14 protein-coding genes are annotated in these 23,613 nt (G+C 70.5%); 7 read left to right on the top strand and 7 right to left on the bottom strand.

The features are described from left to right. Positions 1-4: 4 nt before the first annotated feature. Both AC2ITM_RS06205 and AC2ITM_RS06210 read right to left on the bottom strand, forming a co-directional pair. On the bottom strand, positions 5-1,249 hold the full coding sequence (locus tag AC2ITM_RS06205) for a saccharopine dehydrogenase family protein (protein WP_486468954.1): 1,245 nt from the start codon (positions 1,247-1,249) through the stop codon (positions 5-7). 72 nt (positions 1,250-1,321) lie between these two features. Beyond that, positions 1,322-2,413, bottom strand: a complete 1,092-nt coding sequence (locus tag AC2ITM_RS06210) for a carboxynorspermidine decarboxylase (protein WP_486469400.1) — start codon at positions 2,411-2,413, stop codon at positions 1,322-1,324. A 208-nt stretch (positions 2,414-2,621) separates the two neighbouring features. Here AC2ITM_RS06210 and AC2ITM_RS06215 point away from each other — a divergent pair, with 208 nt between their 5' ends. Then, positions 2,622-3,503, top strand: coding sequence for a hypothetical protein (locus AC2ITM_RS06215; RefSeq protein ID WP_486468955.1), 882 nt, complete (start codon positions 2,622-2,624; stop codon positions 3,501-3,503). Positions 3,504-3,599: 96 nt separating this feature from the next. Here the strand turns inward: AC2ITM_RS06215 and AC2ITM_RS06220 are convergent, their stop codons facing one another. The 5 genes from AC2ITM_RS06220 to AC2ITM_RS06240 are packed head-to-tail and all read right to left on the bottom strand — an operon-like array spanning position 3,600 to position 8,930. Then, on the bottom strand, positions 3,600-5,291 hold the full coding sequence (locus AC2ITM_RS06220) for a glycosyltransferase (RefSeq protein WP_486468956.1): 1,692 nt from the start codon (positions 5,289-5,291) through the stop codon (positions 3,600-3,602). Beyond that, on the bottom strand, positions 5,242-6,261 hold the full coding sequence (locus AC2ITM_RS06225; RefSeq protein ID WP_486468957.1) for a glycosyltransferase family 2 protein: 1,020 nt from the start codon (positions 6,259-6,261) through the stop codon (positions 5,242-5,244). The genes AC2ITM_RS06220 and AC2ITM_RS06225 overlap by 50 nt, the downstream gene beginning before the upstream one ends. Continuing rightward, positions 6,258-7,466, bottom strand: a complete 1,209-nt coding sequence (locus tag AC2ITM_RS06230; protein WP_486468958.1) for a KpsE/RkpR family capsule polysaccharide export protein — start codon at positions 7,464-7,466, stop codon at positions 6,258-6,260. Before AC2ITM_RS06230 ends, AC2ITM_RS06225 begins: the two co-directional genes overlap by 4 nt. Before the next feature lie 7 nt (positions 7,467-7,473). Further along, positions 7,474-8,166, bottom strand: a complete 693-nt coding sequence (locus AC2ITM_RS06235) for an ABC transporter ATP-binding protein (protein WP_486468959.1) — start codon at positions 8,164-8,166, stop codon at positions 7,474-7,476. After that, positions 8,163-8,930, bottom strand: a complete 768-nt coding sequence (locus tag AC2ITM_RS06240) for an ABC transporter permease (protein WP_486468960.1) — start codon at positions 8,928-8,930, stop codon at positions 8,163-8,165. The genes AC2ITM_RS06235 and AC2ITM_RS06240 overlap by 4 nt, the downstream gene beginning before the upstream one ends. A gap of 196 nt (positions 8,931-9,126) precedes the next feature. Between AC2ITM_RS06240 and AC2ITM_RS06245 the strand changes: the two genes are divergently transcribed. Genes AC2ITM_RS06245 through AC2ITM_RS06270 form a run of 6 tightly spaced genes read left to right on the top strand, consistent with a single transcriptional unit; the run spans position 9,127 to position 23,483 of the window. Further along, the gene (locus AC2ITM_RS06245; RefSeq protein ID WP_486468961.1) at positions 9,127-16,131 is read left to right on the top strand and encodes an SDR family NAD(P)-dependent oxidoreductase; all 7,005 of its coding nucleotides are present in this window, start codon (positions 9,127-9,129) and stop codon (positions 16,129-16,131) included. Continuing rightward, the gene (locus AC2ITM_RS06250; protein ID WP_486468962.1) at positions 16,128-17,480 is read left to right on the top strand and encodes an aminotransferase class I/II-fold pyridoxal phosphate-dependent enzyme; all 1,353 of its coding nucleotides are present in this window, start codon (positions 16,128-16,130) and stop codon (positions 17,478-17,480) included. Before AC2ITM_RS06245 ends, AC2ITM_RS06250 begins: the two co-directional genes overlap by 4 nt. Continuing rightward, positions 17,481-18,653, top strand: coding sequence for a UDP-galactopyranose/dTDP-fucopyranose mutase family protein (locus AC2ITM_RS06255; RefSeq protein WP_486468963.1), 1,173 nt, complete (start codon positions 17,481-17,483; stop codon positions 18,651-18,653). It begins immediately after the preceding gene. Further along, positions 18,650-20,515, top strand: a complete 1,866-nt coding sequence (locus AC2ITM_RS06260; RefSeq protein WP_486468964.1) for a glycosyltransferase — start codon at positions 18,650-18,652, stop codon at positions 20,513-20,515. The genes AC2ITM_RS06255 and AC2ITM_RS06260 overlap by 4 nt, the downstream gene beginning before the upstream one ends. After that, complete coding sequence (locus tag AC2ITM_RS06265; protein ID WP_486468965.1) at positions 20,512-22,569, top strand: SDR family NAD(P)-dependent oxidoreductase; 2,058 nt, start codon at positions 20,512-20,514, stop codon at positions 22,567-22,569. Before AC2ITM_RS06260 ends, AC2ITM_RS06265 begins: the two co-directional genes overlap by 4 nt. Then, positions 22,566-23,483: a hypothetical protein gene (locus AC2ITM_RS06270; RefSeq protein ID WP_486468966.1), complete on the top strand. Its 918-nt coding sequence runs from the start codon at positions 22,566-22,568 to the stop codon at positions 23,481-23,483. Before AC2ITM_RS06265 ends, AC2ITM_RS06270 begins: the two co-directional genes overlap by 4 nt. Positions 23,484-23,613: the final 130 nt, after the last annotated feature.

Genomic DNA, 23,613 nt, shown 5'->3' on the forward strand with positions numbered 1-23,613 from the left:
GCGCTCAGGCGTCCCAGGCGCGGTCCTCGCCGCCCAGGCCACCGATCTGCACGCGGGTCGGCAGGCCCATCACGTCCAGCAGGCGGAAGAAGGGCTTGGGGTCCAGCTCCTCGACGTTCTTCATCGTGCCGGCATCCCATTCGCCGCTCGCCACCAGCATGGCGGCCGCCACCGGGGGCACGCCGGCGGTGTAGGAAATCCCCTGGCTGCCGACCTCGGCCCAGGCTTCCTCGTGATCGGCGACATTGTAGACGAAGATCTCGACGTCCTTGCCGTCCTTCACGCCCTTCACCAGATCGCCGATGCAGGTCTTGCCGGTGTAATTCTCGGCCAGCGACGCCGGATCGGGCAACACCGCCTTCACCAGCTTCAGCGGCACCACTTCCTGGCCCTCGGCGGTGACCACCGGCTGTTCCGACAGCAGGCCGAGGTTCTTCAGCACCGTGAAGACGTTGATGTAGTGATCGCCAAAGCCCATCCAGAAGCGCACATCGGCCTGCGGATAGTTCGCCGCCAGCGAATGCACCTCGTCATGACCCGACTGGTAGGCCTTCTGCATCCCCACCACCGGCAGATCCCATTCGCGGCCCGAGGCGAACATGCTGGTTTCCTTCCACGTCTGGTCTTCCCAGTAGTAGACGGTGCCGGTGAATTCGCGGAAGTTGATCTCGGGGTCGAAATTCGTGGCGAAATACTTGCCGTGGCTGCCCGCATTGATGTCGACGATGTCGATGGATTTCACCTCGTCCATCTGGTCGATGGCAAAGCGCGCAAAGGCATTCACCACGCCCGGGTCAAAGCCCGCGCCCAGGATCGCCGTCACGCCCTTTTGCGCGCACAGGTCGCGCTTTTTCCATTCGTAGTTGCCGTACCACGGCGGCGCCTCGCAGATCTTCGCCGGATCCTCGTGGATTGCAGTGTCGATATAGGCCACGCCCGTCTCGATGCAGGCATCCATGACGGTCATGTTGACGAAGGCAGATCCCACGTTGATGACGATCTCCACGCCGGTCTCGCGGATCAGGGCGGCGACGGCTGCGCTGTCCATGGCATCGACGGCATGGGCCTTCAGCACGCCCTCTTGCTTCATCGCGGCCTTGTCACGGACCGACTCAAGGATCGCTTCACATTTGGCAAGCGTCCGGCTGGCGATATGGATCTCGCCCAGCACATCGTTGTTCTGCGCGCATTTATGCGCCACGACCTGAGCGACGCCACCGGCGCCGATGATGAGAACGTTTCGTTTCAACTGTAGGGACCTCCTTAGTCTCCTGTTGAGGGGATATGTGTCAGGCGCATGCGACGCCCTTAAGACAGCGCCTTACGACAGGGCGCTGGCGAAATCGTCATAGCCGAAATCGCGCACCAGCCGTTCGCTGCCGTCCAGTTCGCGGATGGCGATGGCGGGCATCTTGACGCCGTTGAACCAGTTCTTCTTGACCATCGTATAGCCCGCCGCGTCCTGGATCGACAGCCGGTCGCCGGGTTTCAGCGCATGGTCGAACTTGAACTCGCCAAAGATGTCGCCAGCGAGGCACGACTTGCCGCAGACCATCCAGTCCTGGTCGCCCGCCTCGGCCATCTTGGCAGGCTCGCGGTAGATCAGCAGATCCAGCATATGCGCCTCGATCGAGCTGTCGACGATGGCCAGGTTCTTGCCGTTGTGCAGCGTGTCCAGCACCGTCACTTCCAGCGTGGTCGTCTTGGTGATCGCGGCCTCGCCGGGTTCCAGATAGACTTGGACCTCGTTCTCTCCTGCAAAGCGCTTCAGCCGTTCCGCCAGCCTTTCAAGGGGATAGCCCTCTCCGGTAAAGTGGATGCCGCCGCCCAGCGACACCCAGTCCATGCGGCGGATCAGATGGCCGAAACGCTGCTGGATGATGCCCAGCATGGCGTCGAAACGCTCGAAATCGGCGTTTTCGCAGTTGTTGTGGAACATGAAACCGCTGATCAGATCGGCGACGGGCTCGATATCCTCGGGGGTATGTTCGCCCAGCCGCGAAAACGGCCGCGCCGGATCGGCCAGATCGAAGCCGCTGGTCGACACGCCCGGGTTCACCCGCAGCCCGCGTACATGGCCCCGGCTTTCGGCTTCGAAACGCCGCAGCTGGTTGGCGGTGTTGAAGATGATCTTGTCGGAATTGGCCAGAACCTCGGCCATCTCGTCATCTTTCCAGGCGACGGAATAGGCATGGGTCTCGCCGGGGAATTTCTCGCGCCCCAGCTTGACCTCGTAGAGCGAGGAAGAGGTCGTGCCATCCATATACTCGCTCATCAGGTCGAAGACCGACCAGGTGGCAAAGCACTTGAGCGCCAGCAGCGCCTTCGCGCCCGAGGCCGCGCGCAGGGTGGCGATCTTCTCCATGTTGCGCAGCAGATGCGCCTTGTCGATCAGGTAATAGGGAGTCTGGATCATCTTGCCTGCCTTCACCTAGGTCTGCGGGGGCGCCCCGGCGGGGGCGCGGTTCAGCTTCCTGCACTCGCCCATAGGGGCGGCACAGGCAAGGGGAAATATCCCTTCGGCCGGGGGCGTCCCGTCGCGAGAGGCGGCGTTTACCACTTGTTTAGCCTGCTTCGGAGATAACCCGAAGGGAGGATGCGGAAAGGGGGGCGGATCGGTGGTGGCCAGGCGGTTGTTCTTTGTCCATGTGCCGAAATGCGCAGGGACCTCGCTGATGCTGGCGCTCAAGCGCGCGCTGCCCGAGGCCGCCTTCTATCAAAGCACCTCGTTGATTGCCAACCTGCGTGAGGGGCGCCCGGAATTCCTGGAAATGCCGAACCCCCAGGCGCTGCGCGCGGTGATCGGCCATTGGCTGCACGAGGCGATGCTGCCCTACATGGCGGGCGAGATCCGCTTTGCCACCGCGCTGCGTGACCCGGTGGAGCGGGTCAAAAGCCAGTACCGCTTCGACATGGGGCTGCGGGCGGAAGGCTGGCAGCCGCCCTCGGCCGAGGCTTTCCTGGCGCGTTCGGGCAACGTGATCTGCAACTTTCTGACGGCGCCGTTCCCCAGCCTGCGCACCGAAGGCCAGTCCCGGCTGCAGGCCGCCAAGCTGGTGCTGCAGGGGATGGACACGGTCTTTGACGTGGCGCGGGCCAGCCCGGCGCAGGCGGCGCTGCTGGCGGATCTGGGTCTGGATCCCGCAGGCCTTCGGGCCGAGAACACCTCGGCCCAAACCGGCATCGACTGGCCCGGCGCGGATCAGGAAATCCGCGCGGCCCTGGGCGACGATCTGGCGCTGTACGACTGGTTCCGCGCCGCCCCGCTGCCCGAGGATCCGCTGGCCAACCCGGTCTTCGATCCCGCGGCGCGCGCCCGGCTGGAAGACCTGCGCACCCTGCCGCGCCGCCCGCATCTGCTGGCGGGCTACGTGGCGCGCAAGCTGGCCAACGAGATCTACGTCGAGGCGCCGAACCCGGTGGCGATGGAAACCCGCCTGTGGCGGCGCCGCATCCAGGCCCGCGCCCTGCACGAGGCCTTTCGCGAACGTTGCGCCGACTAGGGGGGCCGCATTCGCTGTCCTGACCGGGGCAGAGGGCTCCGGGGTCCTTTGCACGGGCCGATGGCATCCGCAGCGTGCGAGCCGTTGCCGCGGTCTTCAGGCCATCGCCATGTCCACATGCAGCGCCGCACTGTCGAGATAGGCAAAGGCATAGCTGTCGCCAAAGCGCGCCAGCTGGGCTTCGGTGGTGCGCAGGTGCCGGGCGAAGGCCACCGGCAGCCCGGCCGAGCGGTCGCAGCCCGCCAGCGCCTGCGACCCGAAGACCTTGCGCATCAGCGCCCACAGCTCGGCCCCGCCTTCCAGCACGGCGGGCGCAAGGTCGGGGCGGATGGTCTGCAGCGTCCAGTGCAGCGTGTTGAAGAACGACACCGCGACGGGGTCGAAACGCTCCCAGCCCTCGGCCACGGCGCGGCGCAGGATCAGGCGGTACATCTCGAGGCTGTAGAGCATCCTTTCGTCGCCCGCCCGGATGTCCTGCCCGGGATGCTGGCGGTAGTGATAGCGCAGGTCGTCGCGCGCCGGGATCATCCCCGCATGGCGGCACGAGACGATCTGGAACAGCAGGTCGTCGAAGGCACGGATATGTTCGGGGAACCAGATGTCGCGGGCATCGAGGAAATCGCGCCGATAGATGCGCCGCCAGATCGTCGGCTGGCCGGTCACCGCGGCTTCCCAGGGCAGGGGATACCACTGGGCCTCGCCGAAGGGCTGGCGGGGCATCTCGGCATGGGGTTCGGGCGGCGGGGCGAAACGGGGCCCTTCGGGGCTGTCCTCGAACGGGGCAAAGCTGCCCTGCACGATGGGGGCGCCGCTGTAGCGGGCGAGCTCCAGCAGGCGGGCGAAGAAATCGCGGTCCATCGTGTCATCGGCATCGACGAAGGCGATATGAGCGGCATCCGACTGCATCCGCCCGAAATTGCGCGCCGAGGCACAGCCGCCGTTGGCCTTCTGCAGCAGCACCACGCGCGGATCGCCCGCATAGGCCGCGCGCACCACCCGGGCGCTGTCATCGACCGATCCGTCATCGACCACCAGCGCGCGGATGTCGGGGCGCCCCTCGGACAGGATCGCGTCGACGCAGGGGCGGATGGTGGCCGCCGCATTGTACATCGCCACCACCACGTCCAGCCCGGGCCTGAGGCCCGGCGGCGGCGGGCTCTGCTGCAGGCGGAAGGGGCTGCCTGCCAGCGGCACATGCACCAGGCTGCCGGTGGGCAGTCCGGTGGTGGGCGGTGCGCTCCAGCTTTCGCCGATCAGCAGGGCGGGCGGGGCGTCGGCCAGCGCCTGCAGCAGGGCGCTTTCGTGGCCGGGACAGGTGAATTTCACCAGCGCTGGGCGCAGACCGGCCACGGTTTCGAAGGGCAGCGCGGCACAGTCGAGGGGCGGCAGATCCTGCCAGGGCGGCTGGTCCGCGGCGCAAAAGCCGGGTTTTTCGGGATCGTGGCGCAGCCGCCCGGGCCCCGGCAGCAGGGCGGCGTTGATGGCCGTCACGCGGGATTGCAGGCCCAGGGCCTCGATATTGCGCAAAAGCGCCGCGTGGCTGGGGGCATGGGGCTCGTAGCAGGTGATCTGCCAGCCGGGGAAGGCGCAGGCGAAGGGCAGGGCGAAGGCGCCAAAGCCCGCCCCCACATCCACCGCCCGGCCCGTGGCGGGCAGGGGGCTGCGGGCGATGGCGGGCTCGTAGATCTCGCGCAGTCGCCAGAGGCTGTCGTGCAGCAGGAACCCTTCGGTGCCGGGATCAAGCCAGACGCTGTGGCCAAAGGCGGTGCAGCAGACCGGGTTTGCCATGAGGGACCTCCTGTGGGCGCGAGGGCAGGCGCGGATCGGCCAGCAGATCCGCCATCCAGCGGTGCAGATCGGCCTGTTCCGACAGCGCGGGCGGCAAGGGCGGCAGCTGCCGCCAGAGCGGATCCGACAGCGCGAAGGTCGCGGCCGTCAGGCTGCGGAAGGCACTGCGGTGGTGATGTGACAGCACGCTTTCGCACCAGCGGATCAGCCGGGCGCAGGACAGCAGCACGGCCAGGCGGAACAGCGGATCGCGGGCCTGCGGCAGGCTTTGTTGCAGGGTCATCCGCGTGACGGCCAGGATGTCGAAGCGCTTGGCATCGCCGACGCCGGTGATCTGCGCATGGCCGTGACGTCGATAGTAGGTAAAGCAGGGCGCGGCGCAGACGGCGATGCGCGGCGCCAGTGCCACGGCGCGGGTGTGGAACAGGATGTCCTCGAAGAAATGGCCGTTCGGAAAGCGCAGCCGGTGACGGTCCACCAGATCGCGGCGGATCAGCTTGTTGGCGCATTGCGGCTCGGCCAGCTGGGCCAGGGCGCGGGCCAGCGGGTCGCCCTCGGGCAGGGTCTGCAGCCGGTCCAGCAGGGCGCGGTCGTAGAAGGGATGCAGGCTGTCGTCGGGTTCCGACAGATGGCCCTGCGCCAGCACCAGATCGGCGCCCCGGGCTGCCTCTAGCAGCGCGCGGAAGGCCCAGGGCGGGCGGGTGTCGTCGCCATCAAGGAAGCAGATCCAGTCGCCCTTCGCATGGCCAAGCGCCCTGTTGCGCGCCGAGGACAGCCCGTCATTGGCCTGCGGCAGCCGACGGATCCGCGGATCGTCGATCCCGTCCGCCATGGCGCGCGTCGCGGCATCGGCGCCGTCGAGAACCAGCAAAAGCTCGAAATCCGGCATGTCCTGGGCCAGCAGCGATGCCAGCGTGCGCGCCAGCAGCGCCCCCTCGCGGTGGCAGGGGGTGATGGCGGTGATCTTCATGCGGCATGTTCCCGCACGATGTAGACCCCCATGACGGTGATCGCCCAGGCCAGCAGCGCCACCACCGTCACCAGCAGCACCGACAGCACCCGGCGGGGATAGAGCGGTTCCTGCGGTAGTTCCGGGGCCACGAAGGTTGCCAGGTAGCGCTGCTGACGGTCGGCCTCGATCCGGGCGGCCTCCAGCGCTGCCAACGCCGAGACATAGCTGCGCTGCAGGAATTCCAGATCCACCGAGAGCGCCTCGTAGGTCGAGACGCGGTCGGTGAAGGTGTCGCCCGCCGCATCCGCCCGGCCGGTGCCCAAGCGAGCCTTCTGCGCCTCAAGCTCCTGCTCGACCGAGGCGATCTGACCGTCGCGGATCTTGACCGGCGGGGCATCGGGGCGCACGAAGCGCAGCAGCGTGTCGCGTTCGGCGCGCAGCTGCGCCAGCTGGCCTTCCAGATGGCTCAGCAGACCCTGCTGCGCCCCGGCCGAGGCGGTGGGGTCAATGTCCTGCTCGCTCTGGCGGAAGCGCGCGAGTTCGGCGCGATGGCTGCGCAATTCGCCCTCGACCCGGGCGACCTCGGCCTCGGCGGCGCGCATGGTGTCGAGGCGCGCGCGTTCCGAGATGTCGTTGACCAGCCGCGCCACCAGATCCAGCAACCCCTGGGAGACCTTCAGCGCGTCGTCGGGGGTGAAGGCCTGCACCTCGACCGTCAGGACCTGGCTGCCGGTGTCCAGATAGACGGTGCGGAACCACCAGAAATGACGGCGGAAATCCTCGAACGAGGCGTCAGGGTCGATGCGCGCCAGCGGGTCGGCAAGTGGCGAGGCATAGATCGCGCGCAGGTCCATCTGCCGGTCCAGCGCCCGCAGCGCGGCGCCGCTGTCGATGTAATCTTCGACCATGTAGCTGTCGAGCAGCGTCGATCCGGCCGAGGCCATCCCCGTCATCACCCCCAGCATGTCGGCGGGTGCATAGCCCGAGGGCGAGCGGACCGAGAACTTCATCTCGACCGCATAGCGATCGGCGGCGACGAAGCCGTAGTACCAGATCGCCAGCAGCACCGGCAGCACCACGCAGGGCAGCGCCGACAGCCAGACCCAGCGGCGCCGGCGGGCCTGGGCGCGCCATTGGCCGGGATCGGGCGGGGGCACCGGCAGCACCCGCGGCGTGGCGGGGCCCGGAGCGGGGGGGCGGGGGATCTGCCGGGGCGTGCTCATCTTGTGCTCATGATCTGCTCAGCGAGGGTTCGGGAACGGGCCGGGCGGTGCCGTTGACCTGCTCGTACCGGGCGATGCCTTCCTCGAGATCGGGGAAGAAGGTTAAGGTTCCGTTGTCGAGGACCAGTGCCGCCTCGCAGAATTCGCGCAGCATCGGCATCGAATGGGACACCATGACCAGCTGCGCCTCGGCGGCACGGGCGCGGAAGGCCTGCCGGCATTTCGCCTGGAAATGGCTGTCGCCGGCGCCCAGGACCTCGTCCACCAGATAGAGGCGGAAGGGGATGGCCATCGACAGCCCGAACGCCAGTCGCCCCAGCATCCCCGTCGAATAGGCCTTGACCGGCTGGTCGAAGAACGGCCCCAGCTCGGCGAAATCGCGGACGAAGGCGGTGACGTATTCGGTGTTCTGCCGGTAGATGCGGGCGACGAAGCGGACGTTTTCGGCGCCGCTCAGCTGGCGGTGGAACGAGCCGCGGAACCCGATGGGCCAGGACACCGGACCGGTGCAGTCGATGCGGCCGCGGTCGGGTTTCTCGATCCCGGCGACCATGCGTAGCAGGGTGGATTTGCCCTGGCCATTGCGCCCAAGCACCGCCAGGTTGCAGGGCGGGATCTGCAGGCTGACCTGTTGCAGGATGGGCCTTTGCCGGCCCTGCGACAGCGGATAGTGCTTCGAGACCTCGCGCAGCGTGATCATGCGGGCTTCTTTCCGAAGGTCAGCGTCAGCGTCAGCCCCAGCACCACCGATCCGGCGGCGAACCAGCCCAGGTAGGCCAGGTCCAGTTCCGGCGCCCGGTAACCCGCCAGATAGCCCGATCGCACCCCTTCCACGATATGGATCAACGGGTTCCACACCAGCACCGCCCGCGCCCCGGGCGGCATCGCATGCAGCGAGAAGAAGATCCCCGACAACAGGAACGCCGGTCCCATCAGCACTCCGTACAGATGGCCGAGCGCGGGCAGCCATTCGCGCACCGTCGCCAGACACATCGCCATGCCGAAGCCCAGTCCCGTGGCCATCCCCAGCACGCCCAGGATCTGCAGCGGATGGGCGGGCAGGGGCGCCCGCAGCCAGGCGATCTGGGCGCCGAAGACCAGCGCCATCACGACCAGCGCCGTCGCGGCCTCCAGCAGGACGCGGGCGATCACCGCGTCTACGGGCTGCACGGGGGGATAATGGAACAGCGGCCGGTTCGCCTCAAGCGCGCCCGAGCCGTACTGGCTGGCGCTGCGGAACAGGTTGAAGGGCAGCACGCCCGTCGCGAAGAACAGCGCAAAGTCATGCCCCGCGATCCCGTCCGAACGGAACTGCCGGAACACCAGCGTCAGGAACAGGATCAGCGCGACGGGCTCGATCACCGCCCAGGCATAGCCCAGCCGCGAGCGCCCGTGCCGCACCCGCGCCTCGCGCAGAAGGATGGCAAGGACGACGCGCCCCTGGCTGTCCACCGCCGTCATCATCTTCGTGAAGCCCCCCTTGCGTCATCAATCCTTTGTTAATCGGACTCGTCTTTTGTGACACCCGAAGCATCGGCACCCATCGTTAAGGTTGTCCTAACACTTGCCGGTCCGGGACCCAGAACGGGCGTCCGGGGGCGCCGATGGCGGGGGACCCAGAAACGGAGCAGCCCTGCCTCCGGCAGCGAAAGGCTATGGCATGATCAGATTCGCGGGACGCGCCTGCAGGCTACCGATGGCGCCTTCGGTTCAGGCCTTCTCGGAGCTGATATACGGCGGGCGCTGCGCCGTGACCGAGATCCCCGAGACGCGCTGGCGCAAGGCGCTGTTCCACCACCCGGTGCCCGGCACCCAGGGGCGGACCTACAGCTTTGCCGCCGGCGTGATCGACGATCCCGAGATCTTCGACCCCACCGTCTTCGGCATTTCCCCGCGCGAGGTGCTGAACATGGACCCCCAGCAGCGGCTGATGCTGCAGGTGGTCTGGGAGGCGCTGGAGGACGCCTGCCTGAAGCCATCGGAGCTGGCGGGGGAACGCATCGGCGTCTTTGCCGGGGCCTCGATGACGGATTACGGCCAGGTGCTGTCGAATGATCCCGGCACCTCGGACGGCTATGTCATGAGCGGCAATGCCCTGTCGGTGATCGCCAACCGGGTCAGCCATGTCTTCGACTGGCACGGGCCCTCGCTGACGGTGGACACGGCCTGTTCGTCCTCGCTGTTCGCGCTGAAGGCCGCGCAGGAGGCGCTGCTGCGCGAAGAGGTCGAGATCGCGGTGGTGGGCGCCACCAACCTGCTGATGCTGCCCAGCCAGTTCGTGGGCTTTGCCGCGGCGCGGATGCTGTCGCCGCGGGGGCTGTGCCAGGCGTTTTCGGCGCAGGCCGATGGCTATGTGCGCGCCGAGGGGGCGGTGGCCTTCGTGCTGACGCGCGACGATGCGGCGATCCGCTCGCCGCGCGATCACGGGCGGCTGGTGCATGTGGGCACCAACACCAGCGGCGCGACGCTGAACATCGCGCTGCCCTCGGCCGAGGCGCAGCTGGCGCTGCTGCGCGATGCCTATCGCGACGCCGGGATCGACCCCGACGCGCTGGCCTTCGTCGAGGCCCATGGCACCGGCACTGCCGCCGGCGATCCGGTCGAGGCCCGCGCGCTGGGCGAGGCGCTGGGCCAGCGACGCGGCCGGCCCCTGCCCATCGGCTCGGTCAAGACCAACATTGGCCACCTGGAGCCCGCCGCCGGTTGCGCGGGCCTTTTGAAGGCGCAGCTGGCACTGCAGACGGGCCGCCTTGCGCCATCGCTGCACGCAGACCGGCTGAACCCCGACATCCCCTTTGAAACGCTGAACCTTTCCGTCACGAGAGAGGTGCTGGACCTGCCTTCGGAGGCCTCCCTTGCGGGCGTCAGCTCGTTCGGGTTCGGCGGTGCCAATGCCCATGCGATCCTGGCCGCGCCCGCTCCCGTGCAGGCCCCGGCCCAGGCCCCCCCGGCGCGGCTTTACGTCGCCACGGCCTTCTGCCGCCAGGCGCTGGCGCAGACCGTCGCGGCTCATCAGGACGCACTTTCAGGCCCCGATGCGCCGCGCCTGATGGCCGAGGCGCTGCATCTGCGCGACCTGCATCCCGAACGGCTGGCGATCCTGGCTGACGACCCCGACCAGCTGTCCCAGGCGCTGGCCGCGCAGCGCTCGGGCCAGCCGCATCCCGCCGTGATCGAGACCCGCAGCCGCTTCCGTCAGGCGGCCACCGCCTTTCTCTTTTCCGGCAATGGCGCGCAGTACCCGGGCATGAGTCTGGCCGCGCTCGACAGTGACCCGGACTATGCCCGGGCCCATGCGCAGGTCGATGCCGCCTGGCAGGCTGCCCAGGGCTGGTCGCTGCGCACGGCGCTGAACGCGCCCGACCTTGAGGCGCGGCTGAAGGTCGCGACCACCTCGCAGCCGCTTCTGTTTGCCGATCAGGTGGCGATGGCGCGGGCGCTGATGGCGCGGGGCGCGCGGCCCTCGGGGCTGCTGGGCCATAGCGCCGGAGAGGTCGCGGCCGCCCATGTCGCAGGTATCCTCGATCTGGCGCAGGCGGTGCATCTGGTGGCCACCCGCAGCCAGGCGCAGCAGGCGCTGGCGGGGCAGGGCACCATGGCCGCCCTGCAGCTGCCCGAGGACGAGGCCCGTGACATCCTGCAGGACTGGGGCGATCCGCAGATCGAGATCGCCGCCGACAACAGCCCCCGCAGTGTCACGCTGGTCGGCCCCCCCGCCGCGCTCGAGGCCTTTCGCCGCCACGCCCGCAAGGCGCTGCGGCTGGCCTGCGTGCCGATCCGCGTCGACTATCCCTATCATTCCTCGCTGCAGGCCCCGCTTCAGGAAGACGTGCTGCAGGCGCTTTCGGGGCTGCAGCCCGAGGCCGGCCGCATCCCGCTTTATTCCACCGTCACCGGCGGCCGGATCGAGGGGCAGGCGATGGGCGCCGCGCATTGGTGGGCCAACATGCGCCAGCCGGTGCTGTTCCGCAGCGCGCTGGAACAGGCGGCTGCCGACGGGCTGCGCCTGTTTCAAGAGATCGGGCCGGACCCGGTGCTGCAGGCCTATGCCCGCGACACGCTGCGGGCCTGCCAGCACGAGGCCGAGGTTCTGCACAGCGCCGCCCGCAGCGATACCGCCCGGCCAGGTCCGGTGGCGCTGTCGGCGGCGCGGCTTTACCTCTCGGGTGGCGCCATCCCACCCGAGGCCTTTGCGCCCCACCCCGAGGGGCCGGCGCAGCTTCTGGGGCATTATCCCTGGCAGGGGACGCTCTATCGCGCCAGCGACACGCCGGCGCTGAACCGCGTCCTTGGCCGCGATGCCGACTGGCATCCGCTGCTGGGCACCGGCCAGCCGGGGCCGCTGTGGCGGACCGAGATGGACCTGCACCTGCAACCCTTCTACGCCGATCACCGCATTGCCGGGCGCAGCCTGATGCCGGGGCTGGCGCTGGCGGAAATGGCGCTGGCAGCCGGGCGCCGGGCCCTCGACGGTGCCGTGGTGCTGAGCGATTTCGACCTGCTCTCGGCCATTCCGCTCGGGGCCCGCGACCTGCGCGAGGTGCAAACGCGCCTCGATCCGGTGTCGGGGCGCTGCAGCATCCGGTCGCGCCCGCGCGCGACCGAGGATCCCTGGCAGATGCACGCCCAGGGCACCCTGCTGCCCGAGCCGCCCGAGGCCACTGCTTTCACCGCCCCGCAGCCCGGCGCCGATGTCCGCCCCGGCTGGCTGATCTACCGTCAGGGCGCCGAGGTGGGCCTCGACTATGGCCCCGCCTTCGCGCTGGTCGCGCAGTGGCGCCTTGATGGGGCGTGGACCGAGGTCTGGCTGCGCCCCGACCGCCCCGAAGGTTACACGGTCGAGGGGCTTGACGTGATCGGTGCCGATGCGGTGCTGCACGGGCTGATCGGCCAGTTGCAGAAGGGCCGCTTTGCCGATGAGGCCTTGGGCTTTGTCCCCGTGCGCCTGGCCCGGCTGGATCTGCTGCGGCCCGGCGGGCTGGTCGCCAGCGGCCGGCTGAGGCTGATCGCCACGGGCACCCGCAGCCTGACCGCCGAGGTGCATTTGTTCGATGCCGAAGGCCAGGCGCTGGCGGTGCTGGCGGGGCTGCGGCTGAAGGCGCTGCGGCTGGCGCCGCAGGTGGATTTCGCCCGCCACGCCTTCGGGATGGAACGGGTGCCTCTGGTGCCCGTGGCCCCCGGCTGGCCCGCGCCGCAAAAGCTGGCGCAAACCCTGCGCGCCAGCCTGCCACCCGCGACCGACGAGGCGCTGTTGCTGGATGCGCTGGCAGGCCAGGTCACCGATCCCGCCCCCGATCTGCCGCCCGTGCCCGAGATGCTGGCGGGCCTCATGGCGGAATGTCCGCATCTGGGGTCCGAACTGACGGTGCTGGCGGGTCCCGAGGATCCGCAGGGCCTGCCATCGGGCCATTTCCGCGACCGCCGCGAGGACTGGCTGCTGGCGCAGCTGGCACCGCTGGTGGCGGCTGCGCCCCGCCGGCTGCGGGTGGTGGAACTATGCGCGGGGCCCGCGCGGCTGCTGCCGCGGCTGGATGGCGCGATCGCGCCGGAACGCTGGACCTGCGATCCCGCGGCCACCCAGCACCGGCCGCCGCTGACCGGCGAGGATACCGGCAGCCTCGATCCCGCACATCCGCAGGCAAGCGGTGTGATCGATCTGCTGCTGGGGGCGACGCCGGGGCTCGCTTCGGCCGCGGTGCTGGCGGATCTGCGCACAACGCTGGCGCCCGGGGCGCTGGTGGTGCTGGCGGAACCGCGCGCGCGTCCTTTCGCCACCTGCCTTGCCGGGCCGCTTGCCCGGGATGAGGCGGATCTTCACGAACGCGCCCGGGCCGCCGGTTTCGAGGATATCGCGACGCTTGAGGCCCCCGAAGTCTTCGGCGGCCTTCTGGTGCTGCTGGCCCGGATGCCGCAGCAGGACGCCCCGGACACCACGCCGCAGGCTGCCGATCTGCACACCGCATGGCAGGCCTTGCGCGGCGCCCCGGTGCTGCAGCAGCCGCTGGAAGACGGGGCGCTGGTGCGTATCTCTCCTGCCAGCGGGGACGGCCCCGTGGTGCTTCTGGCGCCTTCCCGGCCCGGCCCGGACGAGGCTGCGGATACCCGTCTGATCACCCGCCTGCTGCTGGTGTCCGATCAGCTGCGCCAGCTGGCTGCGACCCCCGCCCGGCCGCTCTGGCTGATCTGTCCGCAAGGCGCCTCGCACGAGGGGGCGGTGCCCGATCCGCATCAGGCGGCGCTCTGGGCGGCGCTCAGGACCGCCAAGAACGAATATCCTGCGCTGCAGATCCATGCGGTCGATCCCGGACCGGAGCTGCCCGAAGGCCCGGGTGCCGCCACCCTGGCACAGCTGATCGACACAGGCACCCCCGAGACCGAGATCGCGCTGACCGCCGAGGGGCCCGTTGCGCTGCGCGTGCGCCCGGGGCTTCGGGCCGCGCCCGAACCCTTTGCCGCCACGTTGCGGCTGTTCGAGGATCCGGCCGGGGGCCTGGACCAGTTGGCCTGGCGCGCCGTGCCAAAGCCCGATCCCGGCCCGGGACAGGTCCGCCTGCGGGTCGCGGCCACGGGGCTGAACTATCGCGACGTGATGTGGGCGATGGGCCTTTTGCCGGAAGAGGCGCTGGAGGCGGGTTTTGCGGGTCCCGCCCTGGGCCTGGAATGCGCCGGGGTGGTCGAGGCCTGCGGTCCCGGTGTCACCGGCATCTCGCCGGGCCAGCAGGTGGTGGCCTTCGGATCCGCCTGCCTTGCCAGCCATGTCCTGGCCGAGGCCCGCTGCACCGCCCCGCTGCCGGAGGGGCTGACCATGGACGAGGCCGCGACCCTGCCGGTGGCCTGTTTCACCGCGCTCTATGCGCTTGAGAGCCTCGCCGAACTGTCCGAGGGAGAGACGGTGCTGATCCACGGCGGGGCAGGCGGCGTGGGTCTTGCTGCGCTGCGCATCGCCCGTGCCAAGGGGGCCCGCGTCATTGCCACGGCCGGAACGCCCGCCAAGCGGGCGCTGCTGCAGGCGCTTGGCGCGGATCTGGTGCTGTCCTCGCGCGGGGGGGATTTCGCCCGCGCGATCCGCGCCGCACAGGGGGGCGTCGACGTGGTGCTGAACGCGCTTTCGGGGCGGGGCATGGAACAAAGCCTGGCTCTGCTGAACCCCGGCGGCCGTTTCCTGGAGCTGGGCAAGGTCGATTTCTACGCCGGCAGCCGGATCGGTCTGCGGGCGCTGAAGGACAACATCGCCTATCACGGCATCGACGTCGACAGCCTGCTGCGGCACCGCCCGGCGCTGGCGCAGCGGCTTTTTGCCCGCGTCATGGCCGGCATCGCCGAGGGCTGGCTGGCGCCCCTGCCGCATCGCCGCATCGCCGGTGCCGCCGCCGCCGAGGCCTTCCGCGAGATGCAGCGCTCGGCCCATGTCGGCAAGCTGGTGATCGCCCCCCCCGATCCCGCTGGCCACCGCCCGGCGCCTGCGCGCCGCATCTACCACCCGGATCCCGACCGGCTGACGGTGATCGCGGGGGGCGGGCGCGGTCTGGGTCTGGCGCTGGCGGAACGCTACCTGCGCGACGGCGCCCGCGCCATCGCCCTGCTGGGCCGCACCGACACGCCCCCGCCCGAGGCACAGGCGCTGATCGACCGGGCCCGTGCCCTGGGGGCCGAAATCCGCTATCTGCGCTGCGACATCACCTGCCGCCCCGAGGTCGATCATTGCCTGGACCACTTGCGCGACTGGCGCCCGATCGAGCTGATCGTGAACGCGGCCCTGGTGCTGCAGGACATGCGCCTGGCGGATCTTTCCGCGCCGGTGCTGCGCCGCGTGCTGGCGGCCAAGATCGCCGGGACGCGCAACCTGGATGCGGCCAGTCGCGGGGATGATCTGCGTGATTTCGTGGTCTTCACCTCGGTCGCGACGCTGATCGGCAACCATGGCCAGGCGGCCTATGTCGCCGCCAATGCCTGGGCCGAGGCGCTGATCCGGCGCCGCCGTGCCGCCGGTCTGCCGGGGCTTGCCCTGGGTTGGGGCGCCATCGAGGACACCGGCTATCTGGCGCGCGAGGCCGGCACGGCCGAGCTGATCCGCCGGGTCAGCGGCGGTGTCAGCTTTACCGCGCGCCAGGCTTTGCGGGCGATGGACCAGCTGTGCGGGCGCGGCGCGGCGCTGGCCGATCCGGTGGTCTGGATCAGCCCGATGTCCTGGGCGGGACCGGTGGCGAACCTCAGGGCGCTGTCGGGGCCGACCCATGCGGTGCTGGCCGCGCGCGCCGGTGAAACCGCCCAGCTGCGCGAGGGCGAGGACCTGCGCGCCCAGATCGCCAGCCTGCCCGAGGCCGCCGCCCATAAGCGCCTGAGCGCCTTCCTGATGGCCGAGATCGCCCGCATCCTGCGGGTCCCCGAGGGCACGCTGTCGGCCGCGACGCCGGTGTCGGATCTGGGCGTCGACAGCCTGATGGGGGTCGAACTGGGCCTGGCCGCGCAGCAGGCGCTTGGCGATGACATCCCGCTGGCGGCGATCTCGGGGCAGTTGCCGACCGAGGAGATCGCGCGCCGGATCGTCGCCCATGTGCAGGGCGGCGGTGGCGCGGCGAACCCGCTGGCGGCGATTGCCGCGCAACATGCGGGGGCGGCGCGCAGCGATTGGCCCCGCGATGGCAAGATGGAGGCTGCGGAATGACCCGACCCGGGCTGAAACGCGGTCTCGATCCCTCCATTCGTGACCGTATGCTGGCGCGCGGCGCGGCGGTGGCGCAGACCGCCCCGGTGGCGCAGGCGCCGGCCGCGCCGCTGCAGGGCCTCGACCGGCTGGAGGCCGTGCGGCAGGGCCGGGCGCTGGATCAGGCGCTGCAGATGCTGGGGCTGGAGCGGCCCTATTTCCGCCTGCACGAGGGGCACGCCACCACCACCACCCGCATCGACGGGACAGACTGCCTGAACTTTGCCACCTACGACTACCTGGGCCTGAACGCCGATCCGCGCCCTGCGGCGGCGGCCCAGCAGGCCATTGCGCGCTACGGGGTTTCGGCGGGCGGCAGCCGGCTGGTCTCGGGCGAGCGTCCGGTGCACCGCGATCTGGAGGCCGCGCTGGCGCAGGTCTATGGCGCCGAGGGCGCGCTTTGCTTTGTCAGCGGCCATGCCACCAATGTCAGCCTGATCGCCGCGGTGACGGGGCCGGGCGATCTGATCGTGCATGACGCCTATATCCACAACAGCGTGCGCACCGGGGCGGCGCTGTCGGGGGCCTCGGTACGCAGCTTTCCGCACAACGATCTGGCGGCGCTGGCGCGCATACTGGAACACAACCGGCCGCTCTGCCGCAACCTGCTGATCGTGGTCGAGGGGCTTTATTCCATGGATGGCGACCTGCCGGACCTGGCGGGCCTGCTGGCGCTGCGCGATGCCCATGACGCCTGGCTGATGGTGGACGAGGCCCATGCCCTGGGCTGCCTGGGCGCGACCGGGCGGGGGCTGGCGGACCATGCGGGGATCGACCCGGCGCGGGTCGACATCTGGATGGGGACGCTGTCGAAGACGCTCGCGTCCACCGGCGGCTACGTGGCGGGGCCGCAGGCGCTGATCGAGCTGCTGAAATACGAGGCCGCGGGCCATGTCTATTCGGTGGCGCTGCCGCCGGCGCTGGCGGCCTCGGCGCTGGAGGCGCTGCGGATCCTTGAGGCGGAACCTTGGCGCTGCGCCCGGCTGCGCGCCAATGGCGCCCATTTCGCCGACCGCGCCCGCAGCCTGGGCCTGATCACCGACCCCGGCGCGGGCTTTGGGGTGATGCCGGTGATGGTGGGGGCCTCGGCGGTGGCGGTGAAGCTGTCGGAACGGCTGCTGGCGCAGGGCATCAACGTCGCCCCCGTGACCTTCCCGGGGGTGGCGATGAACGCCGCACGGCTGCGGTTCTTCCTGTCGGCGGATCACGAGGCCGCGCAGATCGACCGGGCGCTGCAGATCACGCGGCAGGAACTCGACCGGCTGGAGGACGAGGGCTTCGTCCGGCTGGTCTCGGGGATGGAGAGCTAGATGGACGGATCGGGACTTCGCGTGGCGCCGCGGGTGGTGCGCGTGGTGGGGGCGGGGCTGTCGGGCGCAGTTGTCGCCCGCGCGCTGGCCGAGGCCGGGCACCATGTCACCGTGCAGGATGAACGCAACCATGTCGCGGGCAATTGCCACACGATGCGCGATCCGGCGACGGGGGGGATGTTGCATGTCTACGGGCCGCACATCTTCCACACCGCCTCGGCCGAGGTCTGGGCCTATGTCACCCGCTTTGCGGAGATGGTGCCGTTCCGCCACCGGGTCAAGGCGGTGGCGCAGGGCCGGGTCTATTCGCTGCCGATCAACCTGCACACGCTGAACCAGCTGTTCGACCGCGCCATGGACCCGGCCGAGGCCCGCGCCTTTCTGGCCTGCCTGTGCAACACCGGCGAGGACACTCCCCGCAGCTTCGAGGACCAGGCCCTGAGGCTGGTGGGCGAACGCATCTACCGCACCTTCTTTCATGGCTACACGCGCAAGCAATGGGGGGTGGAACCCAGCCAGCTTCCGGCCTCGATCCTCAAGCGGTTGCCGCTGCGCTTCGATTACGAGGACAGCTATTTCGACCATCCCTGGCAGGCGCTGCCGCGGCAGGGCTACACGGCGATGGTGCAGGCGATCCTGGACCATCCGCGCATCGCGGTGCAGCTGGGCCGGCCCTTTCACGGCCGCAAGCCCGCCGGGGTCGATCATTTGGTCTATTCCGGGCCGCTCGACCGGTATTTCGGCCAGGACCTGGGGCCGCTGGGCTACCGGACGCTGGATTTCGAACGGATCGAGGGGCCGGGGCAGGGCACCGCCGTGGTCAACTACTGTGACGAGGACATCCCCTGGACCCGCATCACCGAGCCCGCCTATTTCACCCCCTGGGAGGACCCCGCGCCGGGGCCGCGGCTGGCGTTCCGCGAATACAGCCGCGCCTGCGGGGCGGGCGACATCCCCTATTACCCGCTGCGGCTGCTCGATGACCGGCGCCGCCTTGGCCAGTATTCCGAACGCGCCGCCGCCGAGCCGGGCGTCACCTTCGTCGGGCGCCTTGGGACCTATGCCTATCTCGACATGGATCGCGCCATCGAACGGGCGCTTGATACTGCCCGGGCGATGAACCTGGCCTGGGCGCAGGAGGGAAGGCCCGCCGCCTTCGTACATGCCCCATGAGCCGCCCCGAACGCCTTTCCGACACCGGCCTGCACCATCTGCAGGCGCTGCTGATGCCGCTGCCGGACCGCCCGGCCGAGCTGTATCTGAAGACCCGCGGCACCGCGACCGACAGCCCCGACGGGCTGGTCTGCGCGGCCGGGACAAGGCTGGATTTTGGCACCTGGTTCAATGCCTTCTACCTTGGTTTCTGGGCCGCGCACGGGGCCATGGGGCCGCTGGGCCTGCGGCTGGCGCTGCGCGGCCGGTTCGAGGTCCTGGTGGAATGGCGTGCGGGTCCCGATCCGCTGGCACCCGCCACGGCCCGGCCGGGCGCGCGCGATATCCCCTCGGGCGACGGGGTGCACGGGCCGCTGCCGGCGCTGGAACGCCGGGTGCTGCTGTCGCGCACCCTCGAGGGCAACGGCACCCCGGTGCTGCTGCCGCTGCATGACCTGCCCGAGCATGGCCATCTGGCGCTGATGCTGCGCGCGGTCAGCTCTGGCACGGTGGTGGGGGCTGCGTGGATGACGCTGGCCGATCCCGTCCCGGTGCGCCTGTCGATCGGCATCTGCACCTTCCGCCGCGAACCGCGCCTGCGGGCCCTGCTGCAAAGCCTCGAGGGGCATCTGCCGCCGGGCACACGGCTGCGCATCGTCAACCAGGGGCCGCGGCTGTCGGATCCGGGGCTGCGGGCGGTGATGGAACGGCTGGGCGCCTTCTGTCACGACCAGCCGAACCTGGGCGGGGCGGGGGGCTTTGCGCGCTCGATGGCCGAGGCGCTGGAGGATCCGGCGCGCCCCACCCATCACCTGCTTATGGATGACGACGTGATGATCGACCCGCGGCTGATCCGGCGGCTGGTGCAGTCGCTGTCGTTCCTGCGGCCGGACCGGGCGCTTGGCGGCGCCATGCTCGAGGCCGAGCACCCCCGCCGCCTGCACGAGGCCGGGGCGGATCTGCTGCCGATGTGGCTGGTGCGCTCGCACGGGCGGGGGCGCGACCTGGGCCGGGCCGAGACGTTGCAGCTGTTCGACCGGACGCCGCCGGTCAGCTACAACGCCTGGTGGTTCTGCTGCCTGCCGCTGAGCGGCCTGCGCCGGGCGGGTCTGCCGCAGCCGCTGTTCATCCGCGGCGACGACATCGAATACGGCTGCCGGCTGGCGCGCGCCGGGGTGCTGTCGGTCAGCCTGCCGGGGATGGGGGTCTGGCACGACAGCTTCCAGGGCAAGGCCGCGCCCTGGCTGGCCTTCTACGACTACCGCAACCTGCTGATCAGCGCCGCCCGCTACCCCGAGGTCGCCCGCCCGCCCACGCCGCTTGATGTGCTAGGGGCGCTGTTCTTCCGGCTGCTGGCACATGACTATGTGCGGGCGGATGCGGTGATGCGGGCGGTCAGCGATTACCTGACCGGCCCCGAGGCGCTGACCCGCCGCACCCCGGGCGCCCTGCATGCGGATCTGAGCGCGGCCCTGTCCGAAGACGGCGCCACACCCTGGATCCCGCCCGATGGCCACTGGCCGCCGCGCGGGCAGGATCGGCCCCTGCCGCCGCATGTGCCGGGGATCGTGCTGGCGCTGGTGCTGCGGTTCTGCGCGATCTCGGCCGGGCGGGGGCGGCGGGCGCCGCTGGCGGCCTTTGTCCAGCATTCCATCCACCCCGGCAGCGTCGGGCCCGGGCCCTATCTGCGCTGCCTCGACCCCGAGGGGCAGCGCTTTGCGCGGGTGGCGCCCTCGCGCCGGGCGCTCTGGCCGCGCAGTGCCCGGGCGCTGGCGCTGGCGCTGCGCTACCAGGTGCATCACCGACGTGTCGCGGCCCGCTGGCAGGCGGCGGGGGGGAGCCTTGCCAGCCGCGCCGCCTGGGAAGACAGGTTTCGCCGATGAGCCCCGGTGCCGCCACCGCCCGTCCCCCTGCCGCCGCGCGGCATGTCCTGATCCTGCAGGGGCCGCCCTCGGGTTTTGCGCGGCGACTGGGGGCGGCACTGCGGGCGCGGGGCTGCCGGGTGCAGCGCGTCAACCTCAGCCTCGGCGACTGGCTGTTCTGGCCGGGTGCGGGCGGTCGCAGCTATCGCGGACGGCTTTCGGACTGGGAGGGCTGGCTGCGCCGCGACATCGCCCGCGAGGGCTGGACCGACATCGTCTATTTCGCCGATTGCACCCCCTATCACCGCATCGCCCGCCGCGTGGCCGAGGATCTGGGCCTGCGCGTCACCGCCTATGAATACGGCTATCTGCGCCCCGACTGGATCGCGGCGGAACCGGGCGGGCAGTCGGCCTTCTCGAGCCTGACCCGCGATCCCGCCCGCCTGGGCCGGGCCGCAGCCGCGCTGCCCGCCCCGGACCTGGCCCGCCGACACCCGCCCTTTCGTCGCGCCGAGGCCGTGGGCGATGTCGTCTATCACCTAGCCAACTATCTGGGGGCGCTGGCCTATCCCCGCTACTGCCGGGACCGCGTGTTCAACCCTGTGCTGGAATACCTGTCGTACCTGCCGCGCGGCTGGCGGGCGCGGGCGGGCGCACGGGCGGCCCCGGCGCTGCTGCACCGCCTGCAGGGGCGCTTTCACCTGGCGCTGCTGCAGATGGAGAACGACTATCAGATCCGCGCCAATTCCCCCTATGCCGGACAGGCCGAATACCTGGAGGAGCTGCTGCAGTCTTTCGCCGCCCATGCACCTGCCGAGCTGTCGCTGGTGGTCCGGCTGCATCCTTTCGACAACGGCCGCATCGACTGGGCGCGGCAGCTGCGCGACAGGGCGCGGGATCTGGGGATCGGCGGGCGGGTGCATCTGCTGGATGGCGGCCCGCTGGAGGACTGGCTGCAGGCCTGCCGGGGGGTGGTGACGGTGAATTCCACCGCCGGTCTTGCGGCGCTGATCGCCGGGCGGCCGGTGATCTGCCGGGGCGTTGCGGTCTATGACCTGCCGGGGCTGTGCCACCAGGGGCCGCTCGGGACGTTCTGGGGCGAGGCCCGGCCGCCCGATCCGAAGGGGCTTGACGATCTGCTGCGGGTGCTGGCGGCGCATGTTCATGTGCGGGGCGATTTCTACGGGGCTGTCGGGGCCGAAGCGCTGGCCGACCGCATCCTGTCGCCTGTGCCCGAGGTGTTCGACCCGGCGCCGCCCCGGCTGCGCGACAATCCCAAATACGCGCCGCGGCCCCGGCGGCTGCCCGGCCTGCGGCACGTGGCGATCGCGGGCGCCTCGGGTGCGATCGGGGGCGCATTGGTGCGGGCGCTGGCCGAACCGGGGCGCCACCTGACGCTGGGCGGGCGTGACATGGCCGCCCTGCAGGCCATTGCGCAGGCGGCCCGTGCCCGCGGCGCCACGGTCGAGGTCGAACCGCTGGATCTGGCGCAGCCCGGCGCCGACTGGCCCGCGCAGGTGCCGGATCTGCTGATCTGCGCGGCGGGACTGTTCAGTGGCCGCAGCCGCCCCGGCAGTGCCGAACCCGAAGCCGCCATGCGCCGCCTGGTCGAGGTCAACCTGTCGGGCACCATGGCGCTGGCGCAGCGGGCGGCGCAAAGGATGCGGGGGCGGGGCGGGCGGATCGTGCTGGTGGGCTCGCTCGCCGCGCTCGGGCCGCTGCCGGATGCGCCGGGCTATTCCGCCAGCAAGGCGGGGCTGGCGGCCTTTGCCCGGGCGCTGCGGGCCGATCTGCTGGGCCGGGACGTGCAGGTGATGCTGGTGCAGCCGGGCCATGTCGCCAGCGCCCAGACCGATTGCCATCGCGGCCCGCTGCCCTTCCTGATGACGCCCGAGGCCGCCGCCGAACGCATCCTGCGGGGACTTGAGGCCGGGCGCACGCGGCTTGATTTCCCCCGCCGGGCGGCCTGGCTGCTGCGGGCGGCGGCGCTGCTGCCCTGGCCCTGGCGCGCCCGGATCGAACGCGGTCAGGCCTTTACCGTCGCCCTGCCGCTGGAGGAGGCGGACCAGCCATGACCCGACCGCGCCTGATCGTGCATGTGGGCACGCACAAGACGGGCTCCAGCGCGATCCAGAACTGGCTGGCGGCGCAGGGTCCGGCGCTGGCGGGGATCGGCGCGCATTACGGCGCCACGGGCCGGCCGCCCAATGCCCGGCTGCGCAAGCACACCAGCCTTTTTGCCGCGCTGGCCGGGCATGGCGCCACGCCCGGGGCCGAGATCGCCGCGATCCGCGCGGATTTCGCGGCCTCGGGGCAATCGACGCTGATCCTGTCGGAAGAGGGGCTGAGCGTGCCTCATTTCATCAAGTTCCAGGCGATTGCCCCGCTGTTCCAGGGCTTTGACGTGAGCGTGGTGATGTTGCTGCGCCGCCAGGACCTGTTCCTGGAATCCTTCTGGAACCAGATGAGCAAGGAGGGCGTGAACCGGCTGGACCTGGCGGATTACGCGCACAGGCCCTGGAACCGGCGGCGGCTGGACTATGCGAAGATCGTGCGGTTCTGGCAGCGGTTCGGCGATGTCGAGGCGCGGGCCTATGCGCCTGCCGCGCCCGGGGGCTCGGTCGGGCAGTTCCTGCAGGCGGCGGGGCTGGCGCTGCCGCCGCCCGAACCCGCATGGGAAAACGCCAGCCCCTCGATGAACTGCGCGGCGGTCTTCGTGCGGCTGAACCGGGCGCGGCTGTCGGTGCTGAACCCGGTGGTGCAGCTGGCACTGTCGCGCGACCGCCGCCGCCACGGCCTGGGCCGTCACCTGCGCGCCGAGATCCTGCGCGAGGCGGCCGAGGGCAATGCCTGGCTGGAGGCGCAGCACGGGGTCCGCTTCGACATGCACCTGCCCGACGAACCCGCAGCCCCGATGGAGGGGCCCGATCCAGCGGCGCTGCGGCGGGCGCTGTGGCTGCGCCCTGCGGCCCGCCGGGAAACCGCCTGACGTTTCGGTCGGGTTTTCGGGCAGTCGGCCGCTTCGATACCCTGACAATCACGGATGCGTGAAGATCGGCTTTGACAGGCCGGGCGGGGCCGGGGCAGCCTCGGCGCCAGCTTTTGCATTGCACGAGGGG

This window comes from Pseudooceanicola sp. NS-SX9, assembly GCF_057380705.1.

Excerpts from the sequence above, each read along its gene's own strand:
- AC2ITM_RS06220 (WP_486468956.1), bottom strand. The coding sequence starts at position 5,291 with ATGGCAAACCCGGTCTGCTGCACCGCCTTTGGCCACAGCGTCTGGCTT.
- AC2ITM_RS06225 (WP_486468957.1), bottom strand. The coding sequence starts at position 6,261 with ATGAAGATCACCGCCATCACCCCCTGCCACCGCGAGGGGGCGCTGCTG.
- AC2ITM_RS06230 (WP_486468958.1), bottom strand. The coding sequence starts at position 7,466 with ATGAGCACGCCCCGGCAGATCCCCCGCCCCCCCGCTCCGGGCCCCGCC.
- AC2ITM_RS06235 (WP_486468959.1), bottom strand. The coding sequence starts at position 8,166 with ATGATCACGCTGCGCGAGGTCTCGAAGCACTATCCGCTGTCGCAGGGC.
- AC2ITM_RS06240 (WP_486468960.1), bottom strand. The coding sequence starts at position 8,930 with ATGATGACGGCGGTGGACAGCCAGGGGCGCGTCGTCCTTGCCATCCTT.
- AC2ITM_RS06245 (WP_486468961.1), top strand. The coding sequence starts at position 9,127 with ATGATCAGATTCGCGGGACGCGCCTGCAGGCTACCGATGGCGCCTTCG.
- AC2ITM_RS06250 (WP_486468962.1), top strand. The coding sequence starts at position 16,128 with ATGACCCGACCCGGGCTGAAACGCGGTCTCGATCCCTCCATTCGTGAC.
- AC2ITM_RS06255 (WP_486468963.1), top strand. The coding sequence starts at position 17,481 with ATGGACGGATCGGGACTTCGCGTGGCGCCGCGGGTGGTGCGCGTGGTG.
- AC2ITM_RS06260 (WP_486468964.1), top strand. The coding sequence starts at position 18,650 with ATGAGCCGCCCCGAACGCCTTTCCGACACCGGCCTGCACCATCTGCAG.
- AC2ITM_RS06265 (WP_486468965.1), top strand. The coding sequence starts at position 20,512 with ATGAGCCCCGGTGCCGCCACCGCCCGTCCCCCTGCCGCCGCGCGGCAT.
- AC2ITM_RS06270 (WP_486468966.1), top strand. The coding sequence starts at position 22,566 with ATGACCCGACCGCGCCTGATCGTGCATGTGGGCACGCACAAGACGGGC.